At 64.0% G+C, this 25,459-nt stretch carries 27 protein-coding genes and 1 tRNA gene; 12 read left to right on the plus strand and 16 right to left on the minus strand.

The annotated features are described in order from the left end of the window. Nucleotides 1-52 precede the first annotated feature (52 nt). A tRNA-Gly gene (locus ACQKQA_RS08665) sits at nt 53-126 on the plus strand. An 86-nt stretch (nt 127-212) separates the two neighbouring features. Here ACQKQA_RS08665 and ACQKQA_RS08670 read toward each other — a convergent pair. Both ACQKQA_RS08670 and ACQKQA_RS08675 read right to left on the minus strand, forming a co-directional pair. After that, on the minus strand, nt 213-2,021 hold the full coding sequence (locus ACQKQA_RS08670) for an EAL domain-containing protein (protein ID WP_427555554.1): 1,809 nt from the start codon (nt 2,019-2,021) through the stop codon (nt 213-215). Nucleotides 2,022-2,211: 190 nt separating this feature from the next. Further along, nucleotides 2,212-3,147, minus strand: a complete 936-nt coding sequence (locus tag ACQKQA_RS08675) for a LysR family transcriptional regulator (protein WP_427555715.1) — start codon at nt 3,145-3,147, stop codon at nt 2,212-2,214. Nucleotides 3,148-3,249: 102 nt separating this feature from the next. Between ACQKQA_RS08675 and ACQKQA_RS08680 the strand changes: the two genes are divergently transcribed. Next, nucleotides 3,250-3,912 carry an NADPH-dependent F420 reductase gene (locus ACQKQA_RS08680; protein ID WP_427555557.1) on the plus strand — a complete coding sequence of 221 codons (663 nt, stop codon included), beginning with the start codon at nt 3,250-3,252 and terminating at the stop codon, nt 3,910-3,912. A 66-nt stretch (nt 3,913-3,978) separates the two neighbouring features. On the opposite strand, the gene ACQKQA_RS08685 is transcribed toward ACQKQA_RS08680, so the two are convergent. Both ACQKQA_RS08685 and ACQKQA_RS08690 read right to left on the minus strand, forming a co-directional pair. Continuing rightward, a complete protein-coding gene (locus ACQKQA_RS08685; RefSeq protein ID WP_427555560.1) occupies nt 3,979-4,320 on the minus strand; it encodes a YXWGXW repeat-containing protein in 342 nt (113 codons plus the stop codon). A 181-nt stretch (nt 4,321-4,501) separates the two neighbouring features. Continuing rightward, nucleotides 4,502-5,032 carry a GNAT family N-acetyltransferase gene (locus ACQKQA_RS08690; protein WP_427555563.1) on the minus strand — a complete coding sequence of 177 codons (531 nt, stop codon included), beginning with the start codon at nt 5,030-5,032 and terminating at the stop codon, nt 4,502-4,504. 108 nt (nt 5,033-5,140) lie between these two features. Here ACQKQA_RS08690 and ACQKQA_RS08695 point away from each other — a divergent pair, with 108 nt between their 5' ends. Together ACQKQA_RS08695 and ACQKQA_RS08700 are read left to right on the plus strand one after the other, a co-directional pair. After that, nucleotides 5,141-5,311 (plus strand): YhfG family protein, encoded by a 171-nt coding sequence (locus ACQKQA_RS08695; RefSeq protein WP_427555566.1) that lies wholly within the window; start codon nt 5,141-5,143, stop codon nt 5,309-5,311. Next, nucleotides 5,308-5,922 (plus strand): Fic/DOC family protein, encoded by a 615-nt coding sequence (locus tag ACQKQA_RS08700; RefSeq protein WP_427555567.1) that lies wholly within the window; start codon nt 5,308-5,310, stop codon nt 5,920-5,922. Before ACQKQA_RS08695 ends, ACQKQA_RS08700 begins: the two co-directional genes overlap by 4 nt. 157 nt (nt 5,923-6,079) lie before the next feature. Here the strand turns inward: ACQKQA_RS08700 and ACQKQA_RS08705 are convergent, their stop codons facing one another. The 4 genes from ACQKQA_RS08705 to ACQKQA_RS08720 all read right to left on the minus strand — a co-directional run bounded on the left by ACQKQA_RS08705 (nt 6,080) and on the right by ACQKQA_RS08720 (nt 11,440). Continuing rightward, nucleotides 6,080-7,096 carry an Ldh family oxidoreductase gene (locus tag ACQKQA_RS08705; RefSeq protein ID WP_427555569.1) on the minus strand — a complete coding sequence of 339 codons (1,017 nt, stop codon included), beginning with the start codon at nt 7,094-7,096 and terminating at the stop codon, nt 6,080-6,082. Nucleotides 7,097-7,171: 75 nt separating this feature from the next. Then, the gene (locus ACQKQA_RS08710) at nt 7,172-8,746 is read right to left on the minus strand and encodes an aldehyde dehydrogenase (NADP(+)) (protein WP_427555571.1); all 1,575 of its coding nucleotides are present in this window, start codon (nt 8,744-8,746) and stop codon (nt 7,172-7,174) included. A 54-nt stretch (nt 8,747-8,800) separates the two neighbouring features. Continuing rightward, a complete protein-coding gene (locus ACQKQA_RS08715; protein ID WP_427555574.1) occupies nt 8,801-10,369 on the minus strand; it encodes an APC family permease in 1,569 nt (522 codons plus the stop codon). A 150-nt stretch (nt 10,370-10,519) separates the two neighbouring features. After that, a complete protein-coding gene (locus ACQKQA_RS08720; RefSeq protein WP_427555576.1) occupies nt 10,520-11,440 on the minus strand; it encodes a dihydrodipicolinate synthase family protein in 921 nt (306 codons plus the stop codon). A gap of 442 nt (nt 11,441-11,882) precedes the next feature. On the opposite strand from ACQKQA_RS08720, the gene ACQKQA_RS08725 reads away from it, so the two are divergent. The 5 genes from ACQKQA_RS08725 (at nt 11,883) to ACQKQA_RS08745 (ending at nt 16,309) form a co-directional block, all read left to right on the plus strand. Further along, nucleotides 11,883-12,815 carry a 4-hydroxyproline epimerase gene (locus ACQKQA_RS08725; RefSeq protein ID WP_427555578.1) on the plus strand — a complete coding sequence of 311 codons (933 nt, stop codon included), beginning with the start codon at nt 11,883-11,885 and terminating at the stop codon, nt 12,813-12,815. Next, nucleotides 12,812-13,945 (plus strand): NAD(P)/FAD-dependent oxidoreductase, encoded by a 1,134-nt coding sequence (locus ACQKQA_RS08730; RefSeq protein ID WP_427555581.1) that lies wholly within the window; start codon nt 12,812-12,814, stop codon nt 13,943-13,945. The genes ACQKQA_RS08725 and ACQKQA_RS08730 overlap by 4 nt, the downstream gene beginning before the upstream one ends. Continuing rightward, nucleotides 13,942-14,175, plus strand: a complete 234-nt coding sequence (locus ACQKQA_RS08735; protein ID WP_427555583.1) for a 2Fe-2S iron-sulfur cluster-binding protein — start codon at nt 13,942-13,944, stop codon at nt 14,173-14,175. The genes ACQKQA_RS08730 and ACQKQA_RS08735 overlap by 4 nt, the downstream gene beginning before the upstream one ends. Beyond that, on the plus strand, nt 14,172-15,437 hold the full coding sequence (locus tag ACQKQA_RS08740; protein WP_427555586.1) for an FAD-dependent oxidoreductase: 1,266 nt from the start codon (nt 14,172-14,174) through the stop codon (nt 15,435-15,437). Before ACQKQA_RS08735 ends, ACQKQA_RS08740 begins: the two co-directional genes overlap by 4 nt. 95 nt (nt 15,438-15,532) lie before the next feature. After that, nucleotides 15,533-16,309: a helix-turn-helix domain-containing protein gene (locus ACQKQA_RS08745; protein ID WP_427555588.1), complete on the plus strand. Its 777-nt coding sequence runs from the start codon at nt 15,533-15,535 to the stop codon at nt 16,307-16,309. Nucleotides 16,310-16,332: 23 nt separating this feature from the next. Here the strand turns inward: ACQKQA_RS08745 and ACQKQA_RS08750 are convergent, their stop codons facing one another. Further along, the gene (locus tag ACQKQA_RS08750) at nt 16,333-17,106 is read right to left on the minus strand and encodes a GNAT family N-acetyltransferase (protein ID WP_427555590.1); all 774 of its coding nucleotides are present in this window, start codon (nt 17,104-17,106) and stop codon (nt 16,333-16,335) included. Nucleotides 17,107-17,434: 328 nt separating this feature from the next. Between ACQKQA_RS08750 and ACQKQA_RS08755 the strand changes: the two genes are divergently transcribed. The 3 genes from ACQKQA_RS08755 (at nt 17,435) to ACQKQA_RS08765 (ending at nt 19,755) form a co-directional block, all read left to right on the plus strand. After that, nucleotides 17,435-18,298 (plus strand): phosphotransferase family protein, encoded by an 864-nt coding sequence (locus ACQKQA_RS08755; RefSeq protein ID WP_427555593.1) that lies wholly within the window; start codon nt 17,435-17,437, stop codon nt 18,296-18,298. 306 nt (nt 18,299-18,604) lie between these two features. Further along, nucleotides 18,605-19,108, plus strand: coding sequence for an inclusion body family protein (locus ACQKQA_RS08760; RefSeq protein WP_427555596.1), 504 nt, complete (start codon nt 18,605-18,607; stop codon nt 19,106-19,108). A 119-nt stretch (nt 19,109-19,227) separates the two neighbouring features. Beyond that, complete coding sequence (locus tag ACQKQA_RS08765) at nt 19,228-19,755, plus strand: AidA/PixA family protein (RefSeq protein ID WP_427555598.1); 528 nt, start codon at nt 19,228-19,230, stop codon at nt 19,753-19,755. 62 nt (nt 19,756-19,817) lie between these two features. Here the strand turns inward: ACQKQA_RS08765 and ACQKQA_RS08770 are convergent, their stop codons facing one another. The 7 genes from ACQKQA_RS08770 to ACQKQA_RS08800 all read right to left on the minus strand — a co-directional run bounded on the left by ACQKQA_RS08770 (nt 19,818) and on the right by ACQKQA_RS08800 (nt 25,441). Next, nucleotides 19,818-20,903, minus strand: coding sequence for a type I restriction endonuclease (locus ACQKQA_RS08770; RefSeq protein ID WP_427555601.1), 1,086 nt, complete (start codon nt 20,901-20,903; stop codon nt 19,818-19,820). A gap of 261 nt (nt 20,904-21,164) precedes the next feature. Beyond that, the gene (locus tag ACQKQA_RS08775; protein ID WP_427555604.1) at nt 21,165-21,689 is read right to left on the minus strand and encodes a DUF4142 domain-containing protein; all 525 of its coding nucleotides are present in this window, start codon (nt 21,687-21,689) and stop codon (nt 21,165-21,167) included. Between the two features lie 127 nt (nt 21,690-21,816). Next, complete coding sequence (locus tag ACQKQA_RS08780; RefSeq protein ID WP_427555606.1) at nt 21,817-23,157, minus strand: diguanylate cyclase domain-containing protein; 1,341 nt, start codon at nt 23,155-23,157, stop codon at nt 21,817-21,819. Between the two features lie 110 nt (nt 23,158-23,267). Beyond that, on the minus strand, nt 23,268-23,906 hold the full coding sequence (locus ACQKQA_RS08785; RefSeq protein ID WP_427555608.1) for a LysE family translocator: 639 nt from the start codon (nt 23,904-23,906) through the stop codon (nt 23,268-23,270). A gap of 129 nt (nt 23,907-24,035) precedes the next feature. Then, entirely contained in the window at nt 24,036-24,452 is a 417-nt protein-coding gene (gene fos, locus ACQKQA_RS08790) for a fosfomycin resistance glutathione transferase (RefSeq protein WP_427555610.1), read from the minus strand. A 3-nt stretch (nt 24,453-24,455) separates the two neighbouring features. Next, on the minus strand, nt 24,456-24,698 hold the full coding sequence (locus ACQKQA_RS08795) for a hypothetical protein (protein ID WP_427555612.1): 243 nt from the start codon (nt 24,696-24,698) through the stop codon (nt 24,456-24,458). After that, nucleotides 24,698-25,441 (minus strand): hypothetical protein, encoded by a 744-nt coding sequence (locus ACQKQA_RS08800; protein ID WP_427555615.1) that lies wholly within the window; start codon nt 25,439-25,441, stop codon nt 24,698-24,700. Before ACQKQA_RS08800 ends, ACQKQA_RS08795 begins: the two co-directional genes overlap by 1 nt. Between the last annotated feature and the right edge of the window lie 18 nt (nt 25,442-25,459).

Genomic DNA, 25,459 nt, shown 5'->3' on the forward strand with positions numbered 1-25,459 from the left:
AAGAAAAACTTCAAATCGGCGCGTACTTCTGGTACAAAGTCAGCCGCTCCGAGCGGGTGTCGTATAATGGCATTACTCCAGCTTCCCAAGCTGATAACGAGGGTTCGATTCCCTTCACCCGCTCCACTTCATTCAAGTCCCGCGTCAGGCCCTGCCGACGAGGGATGCAATCAAAAAACCGGTCCTCAGCGACCGGTTTTTTTGTGGGCGTTTCATTGCCCCGGGTGGACGGCAGGCGTTCCCTGGACACAAGGCCGCAACGGAAAACGGTTGCTGGCGCTCCAGGCCAGGAACCGCTCCTGCAGCATCGGCCTGGCGAGGAAATAGCCCTGGGCCTCGTCGCAGCCGAACGCATGCAGCATCTGCAGGCATCTGAAACTCTCGATGCCCTCGGCCACGGTGCGATAACCCAATTCCCGGGCCAGGCTGATGATCGACCGGGTGATCTTCTGATGCTGGGTGTTGCGTTCCAGGTCGGTGATCATCGATTTGTCGAGTTTCACCACGTTGGCCGGAATCTGATGCAGGTAGGCGAAGTTGCTGTAGCCGCTGCCGAAATCGTCGATGGCCACGTCCATGCCCAGGTCGCGGATGCGGGTCAGTTGCGCCAGCACCTTGGGGTTGGAGCGCAGCCACTCGCCTTCGGTGATTTCCACCTCGAGCCGCCGCGGATCGATGCAATGCAGCTTGCAGGCGCAGCGGATGACCTCGGCGATGTCCTGGTCTTCGAAGTCCCTGGGCGACAGATTGATCGACAGCTTGCAGCTCTCGGGCAGGTGCCAGGTGCGCAACTGGCTCAACACCGTATCGACGACCCAACGGGTCACGTGATGGATCAGGCCGTTGCGCTCCATCACCGGAATGAACTCGGCCGGCGAGATCGGCCCCAGCCACGGATGTTCCCAGCGCAGCAAGGCCTCGGCGCTGACCTGGGCGCCATCGGGCAGGGCGAAGCGCGGCTGGAACATCAGGTAGATCTGCCCCGTGCGCAAGGCATCCTTGAGGTCCGAGGCCAGGTTGAACGCCCGGCGCTGGGCGTGATCGCGCCCGGCATCGTAATGGGCCCAGAAACTGCGCCTGGCCATGGCCAGTTCCAGGGCGAACATGGCCTTGCGCAGCACATCGTCCACCGCCTGCGGATCGATCTCGAACGCCACGGTTCCGGCGCAGACTGTGGGGATCATGGGGAACCCCAGCCCCGGCGGCTGGCGGCGCAAGCGGCTGACCAACGCGTCGAGCAATTGATCGAGCCCCCGCGTCGGTGCCGGCAATAGAAAGCCGAAGCGTTTGACCGACACCTGGTAGACCCGCACATGCCGCCCCAGGTACGCCTTCAGGCGCAGCGCGAGAAAACGGATGAGCGTCTCGAAAGGCGCCAGCCCCAGGGCCAGGGTCAGTTCGTGGGCCACCTGCATGTCCAGGGCATCGATCAGCACCAGCACGCGTTTTTCGCCGGAATGATGTTCGGCCAGGTCCCGCAGGTCGATCTGGAACTGCTCGCGATTGCACAGGCCGCTGACCGGGTCGCGACGCCGCTGGCGCTGACGCTGCTCGACCTGCTCCATGACCATCGCCGCCATGTCCCGCAACTGTTGGCGCTCGACGATGCTCAGCTGCTGCTCGGACTTGTCGATGATGCACAGGCAGCCGATCGCATACCCGGACGAAGTCAGCAACGGTGCCCCGGCATAGAAACGGATACCCTGCTCGCGAGCCACCAACGGGTTGTTGCAAAAACGTGGATCGCGCGCCGCGTTGCGCACCTCCAGCACGTCGCGACCCTGCACGGTGAACGCACAGAACGACTGGTCGATCGGCGTCTGCGACGCCTCGAAGCCGACCCGCGACTTGAACCACTGACGATCGCGGTCCACCAGGGTGATCAAGGCGGTGGGCACCCTGAAGTACTCGGCCGCCATGTGGCAGATCCGGTCGAAATGCTCGCAACTGGCGGTGTCCAGCAACTCCAGGGCATGCAGGGCGGCCAGGCGCCGTTCCTCGGCAACCGCCTTATCGGGCATACACAACCTCAGGCCGGGATAACGCGATCATCACAATAAACAACCTATTCGCAGGGAGACTCGGGGGGAGGCGGCGGGCTGGATGCGATAGTGGCATTACGACATCCAGGTCCCCAGAATGACTGACGGGCAGGCGATTGCCAAACCCATCCGTCGGACGAACGGTATTGTTTACAAAAAAGCTACAACCTCAAGACCTTTGATCTAGAGCGCTCCGGGGATCTTCGGCGGAAGCTCGGGCGCCAAACCGAGCGATCGCCGCATCGATGAAGTGCCGCAACTTGGCGGTCATCTGCCGGTCGGCGCGGTACAGCAGATGCATGGCGCGACTCGGCGCTTCATAACCGGGCAGCAACGGCACCAACTCCCCCGCCGCCCGTGCTGGCTCGAGAAAGTCCGCCGGCCCCAGGACGATGCCGAAGCCGTCCACAGCCGCCGACAGCAGGGCCCGGCTCTCGTTGACCTGCAGACGGCTGCGCACCTGCACCTCATGCATCTGGCCATCGCGGTGGAACTGCCAGTGACGGTCCGCCGGCCGCGACCAGTAGGCGTACCCCAGGCATTCATGCTGTTCGAGATCGGCCGGCACCCGTGGCGTGCCCCGGGCCTCGAGATAGGCCGGAGCGGCGCAGGCGATCAGGCGATAAGGTGCCAGCGGCCGGGCGGTCAGGCTGGAGTCGGCCAGTGGCCCGATGCGAAAGGCCGCTTCGTAGCCCTCCTCCACCAGGTCGATGTAGCGATCGGTGAGGTGCAGGTCGATCTCCACCTCCGGATGCTCGCGCAAGAACGCCGTGACGAACGGCATCAGGCTGTAGGAACCGAAGGTCACCGGCGCGCTGACCCGCAGCTTGCCCCGGGGCGTGGCGTGCATGATCTGCGCCAGCGAATCGGCGGCCCGGGCTTCGCCAAGGATGTGCTTGCAGCGTTCGAGGTAGGCGCTGCCCAGCTCGGTCAGGCTCTGCCGGCGCGTGGTGCGGTTGAGCAGGCGCGCGCCCAACCGCTGCTCCAGGGCCGTCACATGCTTGGCGACCATTTGCGGCGACAGCCCCAGGCGGGTCGCCGCCCGGGCGTAGGAGCCACTTTCGGCGGCGGCGACAAAGGCCTCCATGCTGGTGAGACGATCCATCATTCAATACTCCCAGTAACAAGACCAAGTACCAGGCGCTTATTTATCGCCATTCAGTAGCGAATCATCATAGCTGCTCGACCTATTCAACGGAGCATGGACATGCGTATCGGCATTATCGGAGCAGGATTCATCGGGCGCGCCGTGGCGCAATTGGCCCTGGCGGCGGGGCATGAGGTGATGCTCAGCAACTCCCGCGGCCCACAGACCCTGAGCAGCGTGGCCAGCGGTATCCGTGGCAGCCGCATCGGCAGCGTCGAAGACGCCATAGGTTTTGCAGAACTTGTGGTGGTGGCCATTCCGCTGGCCCATTACCGCAGCCTGCCCCCGGCCCTGCTGGCCGGCAAGACGGTGCTGGACGCCAACAACTATTACCCGGACCGCGACGGCCGGATCGAGGCCCTGGACCGCTTTGAAACCACCACCAGCCAGTTGCTCGCCGAGCACCTGGAGGGCGCCAGGGTGGTGAAAGCGTTCAATGCCATCCTCGCCCAGGACCTGCTGACCGACACCCGCCCCGGTGGCGCCCCCGATCGCCGTGCCCTACCCATCGCCGGCGATGACCCCCAGGCCAAGGCGCAGGCGGTGCAACTGCTGGACGAGCTGGGGTTCGACGCGGTGGATGGCGGCAGCCTGGCGGACAGCTGGCGCTTCGAACGGGCCAAACCGGCGTATTGCTTCCCGCTGGATAAGGCAGGGTTGCGGGCTGCCCTGGCGGCGGCGGAGCGCCAGGTCGAACTGCCCGAGGGCCCGTGGCGCTCCTGAGTCCAGCAGCAGTTGCCGGGCAAGAAAAACGACCCGTACGGGTCGTTTTTCAGGGCTGGCCTGTGCTCAACCTGCCCAGCCACCCGCATGCAGGTGCCAGCCGTCGCCGCGAGGCTCCCAGTACGGGTGCACATAATGGTGACCGGGACGTAAGGTCTCCCAGTGCCCATGGATCGCCACATACTGCCGGCCATCCCAGTGCCAGTAAGCCCGGGACCAGACATAACCCGGGCGATGCATGGGCTCGACTTCGATGACCCGTACCGGCGGCGGCCGCGGCGCAACCACCTCGACGTAGGCCACCGGCGCCTCGCGCTCGACCACGCGCCGCTCATGCACCACCCGTTCCTGCACACATCCGGAGGCCACTACGACCACCGCCACCAGAGCCGTGTAACGTAACAACATGCTGCCTCCCCGGCGTAATCGCCGACCTCTGAACCGCTGATGACGCCCCCTCCAACCACCCGGCTCCTGCCAGGCGTGGGGCCTGTTTTAGCAGTTCGCGACTGTCTGTTTGCTGAACCTGAAAGCAGCAGGCACAGGACGACCGTGAAGTGGCGACCAGCGGGGAGTCACAAGCGCAAGATCAAGACCTGCGCGCGACGAAATCCGCCCGGGTCATCTCGAAGAACTTGCTCGGCAGCCCGTCGAACTCGCCATCGCGCACAAAACGAAAACCGAGCTTGCGCGCCACCCCCAGCGAGGCCTCGTTCAAGGCATGGGCATCGGCCACGATGCGTTCGACCCCGGCCCCGAGAAAGGCATGCTCGACGATGCGCCCGGCCGCCTCGGACGCAATCCCCCTGCCCCACGCCCGCCGCACCAGGCGCCAGCCCATTTCCAGCTCGGGGCCGACGCCCTCGTAGGGAATGAACGATATCCAACCGAGAAACGCCTGCGGCGCGGACTTGGCAAAGATCGCCCAATAGCCGCAGGACTCGCCGAAGTCGCGTTCCATGCGCGAACGCACGAAATCGCGGTGCCACTGACCGCCATCCCAGGAGCCAGGAAGGTAACGGGTGACCTGCGGATCGAGGTCCATGGCGATGCAGTCCTCGAAGTGTTCCAGGGTGCGTGGACGCAGCAGCAGGTTGGGGGTTTCGAAATGCAGGTTCATCAACTGGATATCCGTATTCGGTAATGATTGATACGAGCGATGAACGATAGCAACGAAGTAACTTCTGCTCGGTTATACTTTCACATCACTCGCACAGAGGGGCCTGATATGGAAAAGCTGAGTTTTCAAGCTAAAAAAGCCTACTTCGCCAAGCACCGTAAATCCAACTTCAGCGCCAGTTTGCGCCTTGAAGGTTTCTCCGCATCGATCAACGATGAGGAATGCAAACTGCCCTCCCGCCAAGCAGCGCTCAAAGCCGTTCAACAACTCAAAGCGTGAATATTGACAAGTACGGTGTTGGCCATGACCCGGATTGCTACCCGGGAACCGATGTCCTGAAAAACCTTCTGGATTTACGTGACGAGCAAGACCTCAACGAGGCTGAACGTTATCTCACCGAGAAGTGCGCAACGCAGTTCGAATTCCAGGAGCCGCCCTACAGCCTGGCAACCTTGAAAGACATCCATCACACGCTGTTTTCGCAGATCTACAGTTGGGCAGGCGAACTGAGAACCGTGAAGATAAGTAAGGGTGGCAATCAGTTCTGTATCCCGGAACGCATCGAACCGGAAGCGACCAGAGAATTCAGTCGGCTCAGGACAGCAGGCTGGTTTGAAGGTTATTCACGTGAACACCTGATCATTGCCTGCGCCGAGTCTTACGGAACGCTCAACGTCCTACATCCCTTTAGAGAAGGCAACGGGCGAACCCAGCGCATCCTTTTCGAATGGATCATTGTCAACGCCGGCTATCAAATCGATTGGTGGGCGGTTGATCAACAGGAGTGGATTGCAGCCAACATCAGCTCATTCCACGGTGATGATCACCCTCTGAGTTTGATATTCGAGCGTTGTATTGGCATGCCGATTCCAGAAGACGTCCATTCATAGCCTGAAACTGAAACGATCACTTGTTGAACGGTCACGGCACCTCTCTGTAGGCGAGCTTGTTCGCGATAACAGCGGCCTTCAACAAGAGACCGTTAATCTGGGTACACCAACGTCTGTAACGACCTTATCGCCAGCAAGCTCGCGATAAGAATCGCGACTATTGGTCCAACAACGCCTGAATATCATCGAACAGCGCCCGAGGGATGTGCACGCCGTGCTGCACGCTGCGGGCCCGGGCCTCGAAGCGTCGCTGCGACGGCAACCGGGCGCCTTGCGCGGTGATGGCGGTGAACAGTCGTTCGGCGCGCTCCAGGCCTTGCGGGTAGTCCTCCCCCAGAAACACCTTGGGGTCGAACGCCAGGATCAACTCGCCATGGCAGGGCGCGGCGCCGACGCCGGCGTCGAAGGCCATGGACTCGGCGCTGGTGAGGTCGCCGATCAGGGCGCCGGCCAGCAGTTCGATCATCGCCGCCAGGGCCGACCCCTTGTGGCCGCCGAAGGTTTGCATGGCGCCTTGCAGGGCGGCCTGGGCATCGGTGGTGGCTCGGCCTTGGGCATCGATGGCCCAATGCTCGGGGATGGCTTTGCCCTGCCGCGCATGCAGTTCGATATCGCCCCGGGCGATGGCGCTGGTGGCGAAGTCGAACACGAACGGCTGGCCCCCGGGCCGCGGCCAGGCGAAGGCCAGCGGGTTGGTGCCGAACACCGGCTTGCTGCCACCGGCCGGCGCCACCCAGCTGTGGCTGGGGTTCATGGCGATGCCCACCAGCCCCGCGGCGGCTATGGCTTCGACCTCCGGCCACAGCGCCGAGAAGTGGAAACAGCGCTTGATCGCCATGGCCGCGAGCCCCTGGCGACGGGCCTTTTCCGCCAGCAACGGAAGACCGGTCTGGAACGCCAGCAAGGAATAACCGTAGTGCGCATCCACCTCCAGCACGCCGGCGGAAACCTGGCGCAGGCTCGGCTCGGCCAGCGGGTCGACCTTGCCCTCGCGTACCGAACGCACGCAACCCAGCAGGCGGTACACCCCGTGGGAATGGCATTCGTCGCGCTGCCCCTGGGTGATGACCTCGGCAATGGCCCGGGCATGGGCGTCGGACAGGCCGTGACGGGTCAGGACCTTGAGGGACAGGGCATAGACGTCGGCGAGGGAAAGGGTGACGAGATCGGACATGGAGACTCCTGGCCCTAGGAATTTGACAGTGAGATCGCCGAAGGCCTGCAGCCTTCGGCGGCTATAGGTGGCGGCTCAGGTCGGACGCAGGCCGTTGAGGCGTTGCGGGATGCGCAGCGGGTTGTCGTTGCCCAAGGCCGGTGGCAACAACCCTGGCGGTAGGTCCTGGTAGGACACCGGACGCAGGAACCGCTGGATCGCCAGGCTGCCCACCGAGGTGGTGCGGGGGTCGGAAGTGGCCGGGAACGGACCGCCATGGACCATGGCATGGCCGACCTCGACCCCGGTGCCGAAACCGTTGACCAGCAGGCGCCCGGCCTTGCGCTCCAGCAATGGCAGCAGCTCACGGGCCTGGGGATGATCGGCGTCGCCCAGGTGCAGGGCGATGGTCAGTTGACCTTCCAGACCCTCCACCAGCGCCTTCATCTGCGCCGTATCCCGGCAACGCACGATCAACGACGCCGGGCCGAAGACCTCTTCCCGCAACTGCGGCCGGGCCATGAAGGCCTCGGCCGAGGTGGCGAACAAGGCCGCTCGGGCCTGATAGCGCTCGCCGTCATGGCCCTGCCCTAGCCTCTCCACCTCGGAATGCTGCAGCAGCCGCTCGACGCCCTGGCGGTAGCTGGCATGGATGCCCGGCGTGAGCATGGTCTGCGCGGGTGCCTCCTTGAGCGCCGCTGCCGCCGCGGCTTCGAATGCCCGCAGCGGTGGGCTGTCGACCGCCAGGACCAGCCCGGGGTTGGTACAGAACTGGCCGGCGCCCAGGGTCAGGGAGCCGACAAAGGCCCTGGCGATATCGGCGCCGCGCTCGGCCAGCCCATGGGCCAACAGCAGCACGGGGTTGATCGAACTCATTTCGGCATAGACCGGGATCGGTTCCTCACGGGCCGCGGCGATCTTCATCAGCGCCACGCCGCCAGTGCGCGAACCGGTAAAACCCACCGCCTTGATCCGCCGATCCGCCACCAGCCCCTGGCCGATGCTGCGGCCAGAGTCGAACAGCAGCGAAAACACCCCTTCCGGCAAAGCGTGGCTGTGCACTGCCTGCTGGATCGCCTGCCCCACCAGCTCCGAAGTGCCGAGGTGCGCCGAATGCGCCTTGACCACCACTGGGCAACCGGCGGCCAGGGCCGAGGCGGTGTCGCCGCCGGCCACGGAAAACGCCAGGGGAAAGTTCGAGGCGCCGAACACCGCCACCGGGCCGATGGCGATCTGGCGCAAACGCAGGTCCACCTTGGGCAGGGGCTGGCGCTCGGGCTGGGCCGGCTCGATACGCGCCTCCAGGAAGCTGCCGTCGCGCACCACCGCGGCGAACAGGCGCAACTGGCCAACGGTGCGCCCGCGCTCGCCTTCCAGGCGGGCCCGGGGCAGGCCGGTCTCGGCCATGCAGCGCTCGATCAGCTCGTCGCCCAGGGCGAGGATGTTGCCGGCGATGCTCTCCAGAAACGCCGCCCGTTGCTCCAGGCTGGTTTCCCGATAGCGGTCGAACGCGGCATCGGCCAGGGCGCAGGCGCACTCCAGGTCTTGCGGCCCGGCACCGCCGAAGCTCGGTGCCAGGACCTCGCCGGTGGCGGCGGCCAGGGCCTGCACTGCGCCGTGGGCGCCACGCACGGGGGTTTGGCCGATCAGCAATTGTCCGGTTACAGGCATAGGGTTATCTCCCTGAATAAATGGCGTGATCTGAGTGGATGAGCTGAACAGCAGTCATTCGTCTGCCCCTTCGAGCACCAGTTTGCTGCTCGGCACGCCGGTATTGGCGCCCCAGTAATAGATGCCCAGGGCCATGAGGGTGACGGCCAGGGTGTCGTAGGGGTGAGTGAGGCTGCCACTGCCGCCGAAGCTGCCCTGCCAGGAAATGACCATGGTCAGGGCGTAAAAGGCGATCAGCCACAGGGACGAGCGCACCTGCTCCCCCAGGCTCAGGTGGTCGGTCGGCACCAGGCGCTTGCACCCCAGGTAGATGAAGAACATCAGGATCTGCAGGCCCAGCAGCCAGGACACCGTGCTCCAGCCGGACCAGTAGACGATCAGCGCGGCGATGACGAAGGACACCGGCCCCAGCACGCCGAAGCCGCTGACCCGGAACGGCCGCGGCAGGTCCGGCGCGCTCTTGCGCAGCGCCGCCACGCTGATCGGGGCAATCGCGTAGCTCAGCACCAGGGCCGCGGACACCACATTGATCAGCGCTTCCCAGGACGGGAACGGCAAGGTCCAGAACACCGACAGGCCGAAGGTCAGCCACAGCGCCGGGCGCGGGATGCCGGACTGCTCGTCGATGCGGGTGAAGATCTTGAAGAAGGTCCCGGTTTTCGCCCAGCCGTACACCACCCGCGGCGTGGCATTCATATAGATGTTGCCGCAACCGCTGGGGGAAATGACCGCGTCCGCCACCACCAGGTAGGCCAGCCAGCCGACGCCCAGGGTCAGGGCGATGTCGCGGTATGGCAGGGAGAATTCCTTGCTGATGCTGCTCCAGCCGTTGGCCAGCATCTCAGTGGGGATGCTGCCGAGGAACGCCAGTTGCAGCAGGCCGTAGATCAGGGTCGACAGCAGCACCGAGAGAATCAGCGCGATGGGAATGGTGCGCTGCGGATTGCGCACTTCGCTGGCCACGGAAATGATCGGGGTCAGGCCCAGGTAGGCGAAGATGATGCCGCCGGCGGACACCGCCATTTCGATGCCGGACAAGCCGAAGGGCGCAAAACCCTGGACATGGAAGTTGTCCGGTTTGAAGAAGCTGAACAGCACGCCGATGACCAACAGCGGCACCACGAACTTGAACAGGCTGATGAGGTTGTTGGACTTGGCGAAGGTCTTGACGCTGGAGTAGTTGAGCCAGAAGAACAGGCACAACAAGGCGAACTGCACCAGCCAGCCGAGCAGGGTCGGGTTGCTGGAGCCGGCGTGAGTCAGCCCCGGAAACCACGCCGCCGCGTATTGCCGCGCCGCCACCACCTCGATGGCCACCAGGCTGGAAAACGCGATCAGGGTAATGAAGCCCATCAGGTAGCCCAAGAGCGGCCCGTGGGAGAACACCGGATAACGCACCACCCCGCCCGCTCGTGGCAGTGCCGCGCCCAGTTCGCAGTAGACGATGCCCAGCAGCAGGACGGCGAAACCGCCGAGCAGCCAGGAGAAGATCCCCGCCGGCCCGGCGATGGCCGAGACATGGCTGGCGGCGAACAACCAGCCGGAGCCGAAGATCGCCCCCAGGCCAATGAAAGTGAGGTCAACCAGAGAAAGCTGTTTCTTGAATTTGCCTTGGCCTGACATAGGCGCGCCTTCTTATTGAGTTATTGGAATAGGCAGAGCGAATCTCGCCCCGGCCGCCTGCGCACAGGCGGCCGACGCGGGGAAACACAGTGATTGTTCTTCGCAAGGCGCCGGGCGCGCCCAGGGCAAGGGAACGCCCGGCGACGTGGCTTACAGACCGACGTCCGGCAATGCCGGGCGCTCGGCCAGGGCCTTGGCGACTATCGCCTTGACCTCGGCCAGGGTTTCGCCCTGCAAGGCCAGGCGTGGCGGACGGGTGATCGAGGAACCGCGGCCGACCAGTTCCTCGCAGAGCTTGATGCACTGCACCAGGTCCGGACGCGCGTCCAGGTGCAGCAGCGGCATGAACCAGCGGTACAGGGCCAGGGCTTCTTCGAAGCGTTTTTCCCTGGCCAGGCGGAACAGGGTCTCGCCCTCTTTCGGGAAGGCGTTGGACATGCCGGAGACCCAGCCTTCGGCGCCGACGGCGATGCTTTCCACCACCACGTCGTCCAGGCCGGCGAACAGCACGAAGCGGTCGCCCACGGCATTGCGCAGGTCGATAAAGCGCCGGGTATCGCCGGAAGAGTCCTTGAAGCAGACGATGTTTTCGCAGTCCTGCAGGGCGATCAGCACGTCCGGAGTGACGTCGTTCTTGTAGATCGGCGGGTTGTTGTAAACCATCACCGGCAGGTCGGTGCCGGTGGCGATGGCGCGAAAGTGCGCGGCGGTTTCATGGGACTTGGCCGAATACACCAGGGCCGGCATCACCATCACCCCGTCGACGCCGACCTTGGCCGCTTCGCGCACGGTGTTACGGGCGAACTCGGTGGTGAACTCGGCGATCCCGGCGATCACCGGCACGCGACCACCGGCGGCGTCCTTGGCGACCTCGATCACCGAGAGTTTTTCCGCGGTGCTCAACGAGGTGTTTTCGCCCACGGTGCCGCACACCACCAGGCCCGACACCCCGTCGGCCACCAGGTTGCGCATGACGGTGTGGGTGGCGTCCAGGTCCAGGGAAAAGTCAGGTTTGAACTGGGTGCTGACGGCAGGGAATACCCCGCTCCAGTGGATGGCTTTACGGCTCATGGTGTTGTCCTTGTTAGTGAGTCGGTCGGGGCCGACAGGCGTTGAAAACGAAAAACAGATTCCGCCTTTCGCCGCCTCGCAGCTTGAGGTTTTTCCTCCCCGAGCAAGACGAAATCGGCATATTTGCCCAATCGCCCCGGACCGTCCCCGCGCTGTTCCCTGCGCCGACACCCCCACCGCACACCCGTAGCCGCTGCCGAGGCACGAGGCTGCGATCGGGCGCGAAGCGGCCGCCAGCCCTGTGTCCTCGGTATCCCTGACAGACCGAATTGCCAGGTTTACGACTGCTGCGCAGCCGATCGCAGCCTCGTGCCTCGGCAGCGGCTACAGGGTTGGCGGGAAGCCACGCTGTGCCGATTTCGTCATCCGCCGCAGAGAAAACCGACAAGCGATCCGGCCCTTTCCCGGGTGAATCTGTAGGCCCTTTCCGTCAGGTGCTGCCATGAAAAAAATAAACGTCATCGATTCACATACGGGGGGCGAGCCGACTCGCCTGGTGGTCGACGGCTTTCCCGATCTGGGCAGCGGTTCGATGGCTGAACGGCTGGCCGTCCTGCAACAACACCATGACCACTGGCGCACCGCCTGCGTGCTGGAACCACGGGGCAGCGACGTGCTGGTGGGAGCCTTGCTCTGCGAGCCCCAGGCGGCGGATGCCTGCGCCGGGGTGATCTTCTTCAACAACAGCGGTTACCTGGGCATGTGCGGCCACGGCACCATCGGCCTGGTGCGCTCGCTCTATCACCTGGGCCGCATCGCCCCCGGCGTGCACCGCATCGAAACCCCGGTGGGTACCGTCAGCGCCACCCTGCACGACGACCTCTCGGTCAGCGTGCGCAACGTGCCGGCCTACCGTTATCGCAGCGGCGTCGAACTGCAACTGCCCGGCCATGGCCAGGTGCGCGGCGATATCGCCTGGGGCGGCAACTGGTTCTTTCTGATCAGCGCGCATGGCCAGCGCATCGCCCTGGACAACGTCGAGGCCCTGACCCACTACACCTGGGCCGTGCGCGAAGCCCTGGAGGCCGCCGGCATCCGTGGCGCCGACGGCGGGGTGATCGACCATATCGAGCTGTTCGCCGACGACGAGCGCGCCGACAGCCGCAACTTCGTGCTGTGCCCCGGCAAGGCCTACGACCGTTCACCCTGCGGCACCGGCACCAGCGCCAAGCTGGCCTGCCTGGCCGCCGACGGCAAACTGGCCCCCGGCGCGACCTGGCGCCAGGCCAGCGTGATCGGCAGCCAGTTCAGCGCCAGCTACGAGCAGGTGGACGAACAGATAGTCCCGACCATTCGCGGCAGCGCCCATATCAGCGCCGAAGCCACCTTGCTGATCGAAGACAGCGACCCCTTCGCCTGGGGCATCGTCTCGTGAGCGAGCCGGCCGAAGCCGATGTCCTGGTGATTGGTGGCGGCATAGTCGGTGCCGCCTGTGCCCACGAAATGGCCCGCCGCGGGCTGCGGGTGCGGGTGCTCGACAACGCCAGCGGCGGCGCCACCGGCGCAGGCATGGGGCACCTGGTGGCGATGGACGACAACAGCGCCGAACTGGCGCTGAGTCACTACTCCATCAACCTGTGGAACTCGTTGCGCGCCCGCCTGCCGGCCGCCTGCGCCTACCGCAATTGCGGCACCCTGTGGCTGGCCGCGAACGCCGTGGAAATGGACCTGGCCCGGGCCAAACAGGCCACCCTGGCCCGACAGGGCGTGGCCGGCGAGCTGCTCGACAGCGCCACCCTGGCGGCACTCGAACCCATGTTGCGCAGCGGTCTTGGCGGGGCCTTGAAGATCCCCGGCGACGGCATCCTCTACGCCCCGGCCACCGCCCACTGGCTGCTGCACGAGACGCCGGGGATCCGTTGCGAGCGCGCCACCGTCAGGGCCGTCGCCGCCCAGCGTGTGGAACTGGAGGACGGCCGGGTATTGCGGGCCGAGTACGTGGTACTGGCCAATGGTCTGGCGGCGCGCGAGCTGCTGCCGGAGTTGCCGTTGCGAGCGAAGAAGGGCCACCTGCTGATTACCGATCGTTACCCGCGACAGGTGTCCCACCAGCTGGTGGAACTCGGCTACGCCGCCAGCGCCCACGCCAGCAACGGCACCTCGGTGGCGTTCAATGTGCAGCCGCGGCCGACCGGGCAATTGCTGATCGGCTCGTCCCGGCAGTTCGACAGCCTCGACCCGGCCATCGAGCTCGAGGTGCTGACACCGATGTTGCAACGGGCCGTGAGCTATCTGCCGGCGCTGGCGCAGTTGAACGGCATCCGCGCCTGGACCGGCTTTCGCGCCGCCACCCCGGACGGCCTGCCGATCCTCGGCCAACATCCCCAGGAAAAAGGCCTGTGGCTGGCGGTCGGCCATGAAGGCCTGGGCGTCACCACCGCCCCCGGCAGCGGCCGCCTGCTGACCAGCCTGATGCTCGGCGAACGCCCGGACATCGACGCCCATCCTTACCGGCCCGAACGCTTTCCCAAGCTGAATGTCCCTCTGACTGGAACCGCCCCATGATCATCTACCTGGACCATCAGGCACTGAGCGTAGGCGCTGGCCTGAGCGTGGCCGCCGCCCTCGCCGCCAGCGGCGACGAGCGCACCCGAACCTCCTGCACTGGCCAGCCCAGGGCGCCCTTCTGTGGCATGGGCATCTGCCAGGAATGCCGCATGACCATCGACGGCCGGCGGCAACTGGCCTGCCAGACCCTGTGCCGCGAAGGCATGCACGTGGAGCGCACGCCATGAGCCCACAGCACCTGAACTGCGACATCCTGATCGTCGGCAGTGGCCCGGCAGGCCTGGCGGCGGCCAGGGCGGCGAGCCGCAGCGAACAGTCCATCGTCCTGCTCGATGACAACCCGCGCCCCGGCGGCCAGATCTGGCGCCAGGGGCCCGGCGCCACACCCAGCGCTATCGTGCGCGAAGCCTTGCAGGTGCTGGAGCATCCCCGGCTGCGCTACCTGCCGGGCACCCGGGTGGTGGCCGGCGCCGGGGCCAATACCCTGCTGCTGGAAAATACCGAACAGGCGCTGCTCGTCCGCTACCGGAGCCTGATCCTCTGTTGCGGCGCCCGCGAACTGTTGCTGCCCTTCCCCGGCTGGACCTTGCCCGGGGTGACGGGCGCGGGGGCCTTGCAGGCCCTGCTGAAAAACGGCCTGCCGGTGGCGGGCGAGCGGGTGGTCATCGCCGGCAGCGGGCCGCTGCTCCTGGCCAGCGCCGCCAGCGCCCGCCAGGCCGGCGCCCGGGTCGAGGCGGTGGTGGAACAGGCGCCCATCAGCGCCCTGGCGCCCTTCGCCGCCGGGCTCTGGCGCTGGCCGGCCAAGCTCGGCCAGGCCGCCGGGCTGGCGACCCTGGCCTATCGCTGCAACGCCCATGTGCTCGAAGCCCTGGGCGAACAGCGCCTGGAAGCGGTGCGCATCCAGCAGGGCCAACAGATTCGGGAAATCCCTTGCGAGCGCCTCGCCTGCGGTTTCGGCCTGGTGCCCAACACCGCCCTGGCCAGCCATCTGGGTTGTCAGTTGCAGGGCAATGCCATCGCGGTGGACCGCTACCAGGGCACCAGCCTCGCCCAGGTCTACGCGGCGGGCGAATGCACCGGGGTCGGCGGTAGCGAACTGGCGAGGATCGAAGGCGAGATCGCCGGGCTGGTCGCCAGCGGACAGACTCGACAGGCCGTCGCCCTGACTCATCGCCGGGCCCATTGGCAGGCCTTCGCCGACCGGGTACGTGAAACCTTCGCCCTCAAACCGCAGCTTCTGCGCCTGGCGCGACCTGATACGCTGCTGTGCCGCTGCGAGGATGTGCCCTACGCTGCGGTGGCGGGCAAGGCGGACTGGAACCAAGCCAAGCTGCACAGCCGCTGCGGCATGGGCGCCTGCCAGGGGCGGGTCTGCGCCACCGCGGCCCAGGCCCTGTTCGGCTGGAACCCGCCGACACCCAGGCCGCCCCTGGTGCCGGCGCGGATCGAAACCTTGCTGATGGAGTTACCGACGCCCAGCATGAAATGAGCCCCAGGCCGGGCAACGCTCCGGCAGCGTCAAGGATCGACGAATAGACCCACAGTCGCGGGGCGCGCCCTGCCCCCTGAAAAGAGCAGCCCTCGATGATCGACACCGCTCAGCTGCACCACCTGCCCGACGCCATCGCCAGCCATCGGCCCGAGGACATCCACGCCCTCCTGGACAGCATGGCCCTGGTACTCCCACTGCTCGACACCCTGCCCAACGCGGTGTTTTTCATCAAGGACCTGCAGGCCCGCTACCTCAGCGCCAACCTGACCCTGGCCCAGCGCTGCGGCTTCAAGAACGTCGCGCCGCTGTTGGGCAAGACCTCGGCCGAGGTGTTTCCCGCGGTGCTCGGCCCGGTCTACACCGAGCAGGACCAGCGCGTGCTGCGCCAGGGCATCACCATCAAGGGCCAGCTGGAACTGCACCTGTACGGCAGCCGCGAGCCCGGCTGGTGCCTGACCCACAAACTGCCGCTGCACGGGCGCGACGGGCGGATCATCGGCATGGCCGGCATCTCCCTCGACCTGCAGGCCGCCCGCGATGCCCACCCGGCCTACGAACGCCTGGCCGCGGTGGACCGGCATATCCGCGAGCACTACAACGAAGCCATTCGCCTGGACGACCTGACCCATATCGCCGACTTGTCCATCGCCCAGCTGGAACGCTACTGCAAGCGCATCTTCCACCTCACCCCGCGCCAGATGATCCACAAGGTGCGCCTGGAACATGCCTCGCGCCTGCTGCAGGGCGAGCTGCCGATCACCGATGTCGCCCTGCAGTGCGGCTACACCGACCACAGTGCCTTCAGCCGCCAGTTCAAGGCCCTGACCGGCGTCAGCCCGCGGCAGTTCCGGCAGAATGCCGCGCATTGAGCGAGGTGTTTGCCCACCTCTGCTCACTCGCGGTAGAAGGTCGTGTACTCGAACAACGTGCCGAAACCCGCCTTGCGGTAGATCGACAGCCCCTCCTGGGAGGCCTCCAGCACACATAGGCTCATCCCCTGGTTTTTCGCATACGCCAGTGCCTGTCGAATCAATGCGCTGGCGTAGCCCCGGCCCTGGTACTCGGGTCGGGTGCCGATGTCATCCAGACGCGCCACCGCCTGCCCCAACGACAGGGTCAGCGAACTGACGGGCAGCGACTGCTCATACAGGGTGAAATGCACCAGCGGCTGGCCGTTCTGCAGCGCCACTCGGTGCCGGGCCAGGTATTGCCCCGCTCCCGCATCGCCCGACTCGAAAGCACTTTCCACCGGTCCGGCCCAATCCTCGAGTTGCTCATCGGTACGGCGAATGTCGAAGCGCGCAGCCCTATCCGGTGGCAGTTCATGGACGCTCAGATCGACCCACATCGACGTGGTTCTATCGCCTTCCAACCAATGCTGCTCCAGCAGCAGGCCACGGACCTGCGCCACCAGCTCATCGTGCACGACCACGCAAAAAGGCAGCCCCGCGCGCTCGAGAAACCCGATGCCTGCAAGCAGCCCCGACGCCAGATCCGGCCCCGGTCGCTTGACGAACAGCAGGTTCAGGCTGCTGGCGACGACCCCCGTGCAGTACGCCGCAAGGCTGTCATCAAAATGCCAGTTCTGTTGTGAAATGGCCGAGAAAAAAAGGTCTTCTGCCTGATGATAGAGAGCGACCGCACGGGACTGGGTAACGCTGGACATTGTGTTCACTCCTGAGCCTGCTCGCGCTCCCTGTGTCGCGCTCCTCAAGCCACGGTAAACCCGAGTACCAGGGCCCTCCAGAAAAACTCTGTTTTCGAGTGTGAAGGTGTGTGTTCGTCGATAAAGCAGTCTGATCCGCTGGCGCCAAACCAGCCTGTCGCAGAGCTTCGAAACCGCGGCGGTGTTCTAGCCAGGGCACACAAGGCCCCCGGGTGAATTTCGCCAACGCCCGGGCCCACGTTGAATTATGATGCGCGCCCTTGCGGCTCGCGCCCCAGCGCCGGTTCACCGCTCCCCCTCGTTCGCAGTCCACAACCAGGAGCCCCACATGCTTCACCTCAGGAGCCTCACCCGGACGCTGCATCGGCAGCGGATCGATGGCATCACCTTCCATTTCGATCCCTCCCATCGACAGGAACTGGCCCCGCTGATCCGCCGTTTTTTTGTATCGCCCGAGCACTATCCGACGCTGGATATCCCGGAAGACACCCGGGGCGTGTTCCTGCTCGAAGGCGAACGCCAATGGGTGCTCAAGCACAACCGCCTGACCCACTGGAAAAAGCAGCTGCAGAACTTCCTCGGGCTCAAGCGCAGCTTCGGCCTGCACGACCTGACCAATGAATTCATCAACCTGTCGGTGGTGTCGGCCAAATCCGCCCTCTCGCCCCAGGTCTCGGCATTCGGCTACAAGGGGCGCTTTCCGTTCCTGCGCGACGAGTACTTGCTGGTGGGTTTCTGGCCGGACCATCGCAGCGTCGACGACCAGTTGCTCGCCCATCCCGAGCAGGCGCAAACGCTGTTGCCGCAAATCTTTCGCCTGTTCGGCCAGATGCTCGACGACGACTTCGTGCACATGGACCCACACCCTAAGAACATTCTGCTGGCCGCCGATGGCCGGCTGCGCCTGATCGACTTCGAGTGCTGCGCCCACTCGGTACTCGACCGCGACTTCAGCCTGGGTTTCCTGCTGGGTTACTTCTACCGTTTCTGGTTCCAGCGGTTCATCTCGCAGCAGGACTACGACCGGCTCTGCGAGACCTACCTGAACGCGGAGCACCCGAACCTGGATCGCAGGGTATTCCAGCCGGTGTACCAGCGCTTTCGCGACGAAAAAGTCTCACGCACCACGCGCTACAGCATCCTCACCTGCCCACGGGCACAAGCGGCATTCCTGCGGGAAATCGGCGGCTGAGGCCAATCCGTCAAACGGCTCTTGAAGGGCGCTTTCTTATCGCCAATCGGCCGGTACTTATGCCAAAAAATGACCGCCTGTCGCGAGCAAGGCTGTCCTTTTTGACAGTTCCTGGGGGCGATCTATAGTCCAGGCGCGGCCTGTTGGAAGGAACCCGGGCCGTCAGACAGTAGGCAGGGAGCCAGGCCAGCTCGTATCCGTGACAGACGGGTTCCGCAAGGAAGTGCGCACATGCAACGGCCGCAAGGCATTCACGTTGTTGTCTCTGGCAGACGCCGGACACTTACTCTGAAAAGGAGCTTCACCATGTCTCGAGTCACGGATATTCTCGTTTCGATCGACACTGAAACCATCCTGAAAAACTACCCGAACATCAGCAAGAACCCGGCTGCGCCGACGCTGATCGACGTCAACCATGTCTATATGGTGACCAACCAGAACAACGTCGTCAGCGGCCAGGCCGGTGGTGAGCTCAACCTCAAGGCCCAGGTCGGCGACCTGATCCGCTGGCGCGAAACCAGCCTGTCGCAGAGTTTCGAAACCGCGGTGGTGTTCTACAAGTTCATCGGTGGCCAGGGCAACGACCTGATTTCCACCCCGACTCCACGCAAGGCCACCGCCTGCGTGGCCGTCCCCAACACCAGCAACCCGTCGGTGCCAAGCTGTCAGAAAGTGGACAACTACTACTGGTCGTCCGAAACCCTGGCCTGCGGCAGTGTCACCTACCACTTCAACTTCCTGATCGTGGACCGTAACTGCCAGATCGTCGGTTGCTGCTCGTGGGATCCGTTCATCACCATTCGCAACTGATGCAAGCGGCCCCTTGGCGACAAGGGGCCAACCCGCCCTGCGAGCGCCCCGGCTGAAACAGGATGTCTCACCCAAGCTGGAGCCGTTGCTGCTCGCCAACATCATGAAAGGAAAGCGTGATGTCCACCGACTCTTCAGTTCCAGCAACAGTGCTGGCCCATCTGTTACTCATCGTCGACGCCGAGACGCTACTCTCGCGCTACCCGCAACCGAGCCAGACACCGGACGATCCGACCACCATCGATCAGGGCTTCATTTTCGCCCTCGGTGGCGCCCACCTGCCAGACGCCAGCAGCACCAACGGCACATTGCGCATCGTCGCCAGCATCGGCCAGGCCTTCCAGATTCGTGGCCGCACCATCGCCCTGCGCGCCGAGCACAGCGTCGTGATCTACAAGATCGCCATTGGCACCGCCGGAGTACTGTCGCCGCCCGAGTTGCTGGTCAAGCCAGGCCAGTGCGTCCCGGCCCTCGATCCGGAGAATCCCAGCCAGCCGGTCACCCACCAGGCCGACGATCACTTCTGGCGCGTTACCCACCTCAAACCCGGCGTCGAAACCTGCACCATCAGCTTCATGCTGGTCAACACCGAGTGTCAGGTGCTGGGGTACTTCCAGCGGGAGATCAAGGTGACGCTGACGGAATGAGTCAGACATAAAGAAACCGGCGTAAAACACCGGTTTTTTTAACTCATACCAAATGCAGATGTTTAGTCGTAATACCCGACGGTCTTTTTCAGCTGCTCGGAGTACTCGTAGATTTCATCAACTGAGCTGATCGGATGACGGGTCTCGTTCTTGTCCTCGTCAAAAATCCCGATGTACTTTTGTGAGCGGTTGAAGTGCAACCGGCAGATCGGTTTTCGGTTGTTATCGTCAAGCAAGATACCGAAGTAACTCTGAGTGTCTCTTTGAACGATACGTTTGGCATCGACCACCGAGCGAACCACTGCCCGCACGATGTGATACCCCTCAAGCTCCTCCAACGTCGTCAACACCTTATCGCCCGCAACATCTGCCTCAGCATTATCCGGGCTACCCACACCAGAGGTAGAGGCAGTGGAAAGGGATGGCTGAAGGGTTCCACTCATGGCCGATTTGAGACGGTCATTGATCTGGTCATTGAGAAATTGCCCCACCGCTTTTCGAGTCAACTCGTAAAACTGCTCACGGACTTTTTGCGTAATCACCCCCTCATAGACCCTCGAGGCAAATACTTTGACGAAGTCATCGTCAGGCTCGCTGACCTGAGAGGCGATCACCTTTTTGATCTGGCTAACGTATTTCAATTCGCCTGCCGCGCTGATAATCGACTCGACATCAAAGGACGACTTGGTCAGCTTGGTCAGCTCCGGCACTGAATACTCGTCGATATCAAGCAGATCCAGCTCAAGGAAGGGTTTCTCATCCATTTTGTTGGGGGCGTCCAGGTCGGTGAAAAACTTGTAAACCTGCCCATTGGTGAGAATTGAAATTCGTGCGCTGGTGACATGAAAGTAGCGAAACAATTGAGATGCATGATTGATATGTAACGGCTCGCCGATCTTCTTACACTCGATAAGGATCTGAACCTCCCCCTCCTTCATGATTGCGTAATCGATCTTCTCTCCCTTCTTAGTGCCTACATCGCAGACAAACTCCGGCATCACCTCAGTCGGATCGAATACGTCATAGCCCAACACCGTGCTGATAAAGGGCATGACAAAAGCATTCTTTGTAGCTTCCTCCGTCTGAATCGCGGCGCCCTGCAAACGTACCTTGGCAGCAAGACTGGTTAGCTTTTCGAAAAATTCCATGAGTGACCTCTTACCTGTTTCGATCCGTGTTTTAGCGTGATATCAAACTGACCACCATTTGATACTAGACACAAACCGCCACAAGGAAAGACAACCCCACTTTAGAGAGAACACCGAGACAAAATCGTTATTGGCCAACCAGACGTGGCGACGCCCCCAAAAAGAATTTTCCCCGCAATTACTGCCATCCGAATTTCAGGTGCCGCCGCACAGGGCAACAACCATCGCTGGAGCCGAGAGGCGCCAGTGACAGAACCACCCTCAACCATCCAACCGATCCAGGGCCCGACCGGCCTTGAGTGCCCTGGCCATTTGCAGGTGATTCTGCAGTTTCGGCAGGGTCTCTTCGGCGAAGGCCTTGAGCTCGGGCACGTCGCTGGTGGCGGCCTGCTGCTGGATCTGTTCGATGGCCTCTTCGGTGGCCTTGACCTGGCTCTCGGCATAGGCGGCATCGAAGGCTTCGCCTTCCGGCACCTCGGGGATCAGGGCCTTGGAGCGGCTGACCACTTCTTCCCGGGACGCCACGGGCAGGTGGAGTTTGCTGGCGATTTTCGCCAGGTGCTGGTTGGCGGTGGTGCGATCGTTGATGACCAGGACGGTGTAGTCCTTGACGGCCGTGGAGGAGGTCTTCTGGTGGGCCAGGCGACTGGCCTCGATCTCGGCCATGCCCTGGGCCGAGGCCTCATCGATAAACTCCGCGGGGGTCTGGGCAAGCGCGGCGGTGGCGCTCAGGCCCAGCAGCAGCCCGAGGCAGGTGCGGGACAAATGGGTGGCCATGAAGCTCATGGTAGCGGCCTCCTGTGTTGAGGTAACGGCGCGGGCGCCTGCACAGCATGAGAGTTTTCAGGCCAGGGAAGGTTTGAAAAAGTTGCCGGGGCCACGACGAACGGTGCCAGACAAGCTGCCGACTTCGTCAGGCGCGGGACGGGCTTCTCTGGGCGCGCTTGGCGGCGTACATCGCCTCGTCGGCGTGTTTGAACAACTGAATTTCGTCATGGCCATGTTCGGGGAACAGGCCGATGCCGATGCTCGGCAGAATGCTCAGTTGATGGCCGTCCAGACGCAATGGCTGGTTGAGTTGCTGGCGGATCTTGCCGACCACGACGGCGGCGTCTTCGGCGTGCTGGATGCTGCCGAGCAGCACCACGAATTCATCGCCGCCGATTCGCGCCACGGTATCGCTCTCGCGCACGCAGGCCTTGAGCCGGTTGGCCACGGCCTGCAACAGCATGTCGCCCACGGCATGGCCGAAGGTGTCGTTGACTTGCTTGAACTGGTCCAGGTCGACATAGAGCAAGGCCATGCGCCCAGACTCGCGACGAGCGCGGGCCAGGGCGCTGCGCAGGCGTTCGCGCAGCAATTCGCGATTGGGCAGTTGGGTCAGCTGGTCGTACTGGGCCATGTACTGCAGGCGTGCATGCAACTGCTTGCGCTCGATGGCGGTGGCGAGCTGGGCGCAGACGTATTGCAACAGTTCCTTGTCCTGTTCGGTGTAACGCTCGCCCCCCAGCGCGCTCTTGACGATCAGCGCGCCGATGGTGCCCTTCTGCGAATTCAAGGGTACGCCGAGCCAGCATGGAGAATGCGGCTCGGCGATCAGCTCTGGCAGCGGCCCGGGATGGTCGGGGGTCAGCAGCAACGGCTGGCCGCTGCGGATCACCTCGGCGCACAGGCTGCCGATCAGCGTGCCCGGCTGCTCCGGACAACGCTCGTGGTCGTCGATATGGTAGGGAAAACTCAGGGCCTGGCATTGCTCGTCGTACAGCGCCACCGAGAAGTTCAGCGCCGGCAGCCACTCACCGATGATCTGGTGCACCCGCCGGAACAGCGCCAGCAGGTCTTCGGCGGCATGGGCCGCTTCGGAGATTGCATACAGCGCCGCCTGCCGCGACTCGGCCTGCTTGCGTTCAGTGATATCCCGGGCCACGGCGATACGCAGCTGATCGACTTCCGACCAGCGCGCCGACCAGAGGATATGGGCCACCTGCCCGTCCTTGCGCAGGTAACGGTTCTCGAAGTTGGGCATGGGCTCGCCGGCCATGATCCGATTGGCGGCCTGCAGGGTGCGCGCGCGATCCGCAGGATGCACCAGCTCGATCATGCGCCGGCCCACCAGTTCGTCCGGCGTGTAACCGAAAATACGCTCGCAGGCGGCGCTGACGAAAACGAAGCGGCCTTCGACATCCACCGCGCAGACGGCGTCCAGCAGAAGGTCGATGAAACTGGCCAGGGGCTCGGAGTTCTTGGTTGCCATCAGGGGCGACACTGCCTGTGAAAATGAAGCGCCGAGTATCAATCCCTGGGTTCTGGCAGCGGCGCGGGGCCGCTGCGGGTCCTTGACTGTCGCAACCGTGCAGACAGCCTTTACGCCTTGTTCGTCAGTAGCCCCGGAACGGCATGCAGCAGGGCGTTGATGGCAAACCCGATGAACATCACGCCGCAGATCCGGGTGATCGTCAGTTCATGCCGCTGATACAGGGTCCGCACCTGCCGCGCACCGACGATGCCAATGAGAATAGCGTATGCGCCGACGCCGCCGAGGAAACTGAGGAAGATCAGCCCCGGCAACATCGACCAGTCGAGCAGTTCGGCGCGGCTGGACAACAGCGCGGTAAAGGTCGCCACCGCCACCGGGTACGCCTTGGGGTTGGTCAGGCCGAACAGGATGCCGTGCCAGAACGGCTGGCGCGCCGGCCCCTGGGGCGCCTGTTCGCCGCTGCGGCGGCTGCGGATCGCCCGCAGGCCGAGCCAGAACAGGTAGAGGCCGCTGAGCACACCCAGCACATCGAAGGCCCCGCTGCCGATTTCCCGGGCGCCGACGATGGCGATCAGCGCGGTGCTGCACCACACCACGTCGCCCAGCAAGTGGCCACAGAGAAAGCCGGCCCCGGCCCGCCGCCCACGCGCGGCGCCGATGCCGAATACCGCCAGCACGCCGGGCCCGGGGGTGATGCCGTAGATAAAGCCCGAGGCGAGAACGGCCAGTAACAGCGAAGAAGTCATGCCACACTCCGAAGCGCCGCGGGTGGCGCACTTTTTATCGCAGGGATTCTGCCGACTTGTGCGCCCGCGCACCACCCCATCCTGGTCGTCACAACGACAGCCAGCCGTCTTGCAACGCCCTGGGAACGGTCATTCGTCGGTGAAAATCGTCATGCCGGCGTAGGGCTGCTGCCGACAGGCGCGCAAGCGTGACGCCAGATCGCCGACATGGGCCTCCAGTTGGTGCCCGTCGGGGTCGAGAAAATAGAACGAGGCGCCCTCGCTGCGGTTGTCGCGCCACTCTGGCACGCCGGCGGCGCGCAGGCGCTGGACAAACACCACGAAATGCCCGGCCTCGATGCTGAAGGCGTAATGGGTGTAGTCCGGCACTTCCGCCGGCCGCCGCGCCGGGTCCAGCGACAGGCACAGCCACAGGCCCGGCAACGACAGATAGGCGCCACCGTCCCAGCTGGCGTCCAGGCGCAGGCCCAACAGGTCGCGGTAAAACCCCAGGCTGCGGTTCAGGTCGGTGACGGCGAGGGTCAGGTGGTTGAGACCGGTGAGCATGGTTCAGAGACCTTTGAGTTCGTCGGGAACGATGTAGCGCTGACCGTCATAGTGCAAGGTCATGGTGGTCGCCTCAGGCGAACGGGTGCGGGTGGCGCGGACGCTGATGCTCAGCCCCGTGAACCCCGGCCATGGCTTGCAGGCACTGTAATGCTCGAGGAGCTCCCAGTTGTTTTCACATTGCCCGTAGACCTGGGAGGAGCAGGCCAGCAAGCTGGACAGCGCCAGACAAACGACGGAGCGCATTAAAACTTGCCTTTCATACCGTCGATTACGACGTACTGATTGCCGTCGTAGCGAAGGGTGGTCAGAACAGTTTTTCCGGTACTGGGGATGCCTTCACACTCCTCGCCCTTGCGCGTGCTTTTCGAACCACTCGCCACTGACCTGACGATCAGATCGGCATAGCCATGACTGCGGGTGCTGGCCATCTCCAGGGTCCGCCTGGTTTCCCAGAACTCGCCGGCACAGTTGGTATCCCACTCGCCGCCATGGGACTCGACAATCAGCGACTCCAACACCGGACGCAAGGTCTTGCCCTCTTTGACGTAGAGCGAAAGCCAGGTTTCACCGAAGGGATTGGCTCGAGAAGAGCCCCTGAACTCGGCGCGAACCCCAAAGGCGCGCACCTGCGGCGTCAACGTGTAGCGGGCCGTATCGATACTCAGCCCGTTGAAACGGATTGCATCGGAACTGAACAGCGAGGCGCGAAAATAGCTGGCCAGGGGGACGCCGCCATCGCTGGGTACGACCGCCAGCGCCAGGTCGTACATGCCTTCGTCGTAAGCGTTCTCCACAGCCGGGTCCCCCTCAAGCTGCGAGATGGCGGTAATGGTCTGCCCTGGATAGGCCGGCCAGTCTTTGCATACCGAATAACCGGCCTTGCCAGGCGCCAGCACCGCCTCCATGCACTGCGCAAAAACACCTGGGGCAACTGCCATCAGGCCACTTATCGCCACGCATCCGAACAATCCGGACTTCAAGGTCAATCCCTGTTCCCTGTGTCA

The organism is Pseudomonas sp. NPDC089530, assembly GCF_050280705.1.
Lineage (GTDB): Bacteria > Pseudomonadota > Gammaproteobacteria > Pseudomonadales > Pseudomonadaceae > Aquipseudomonas.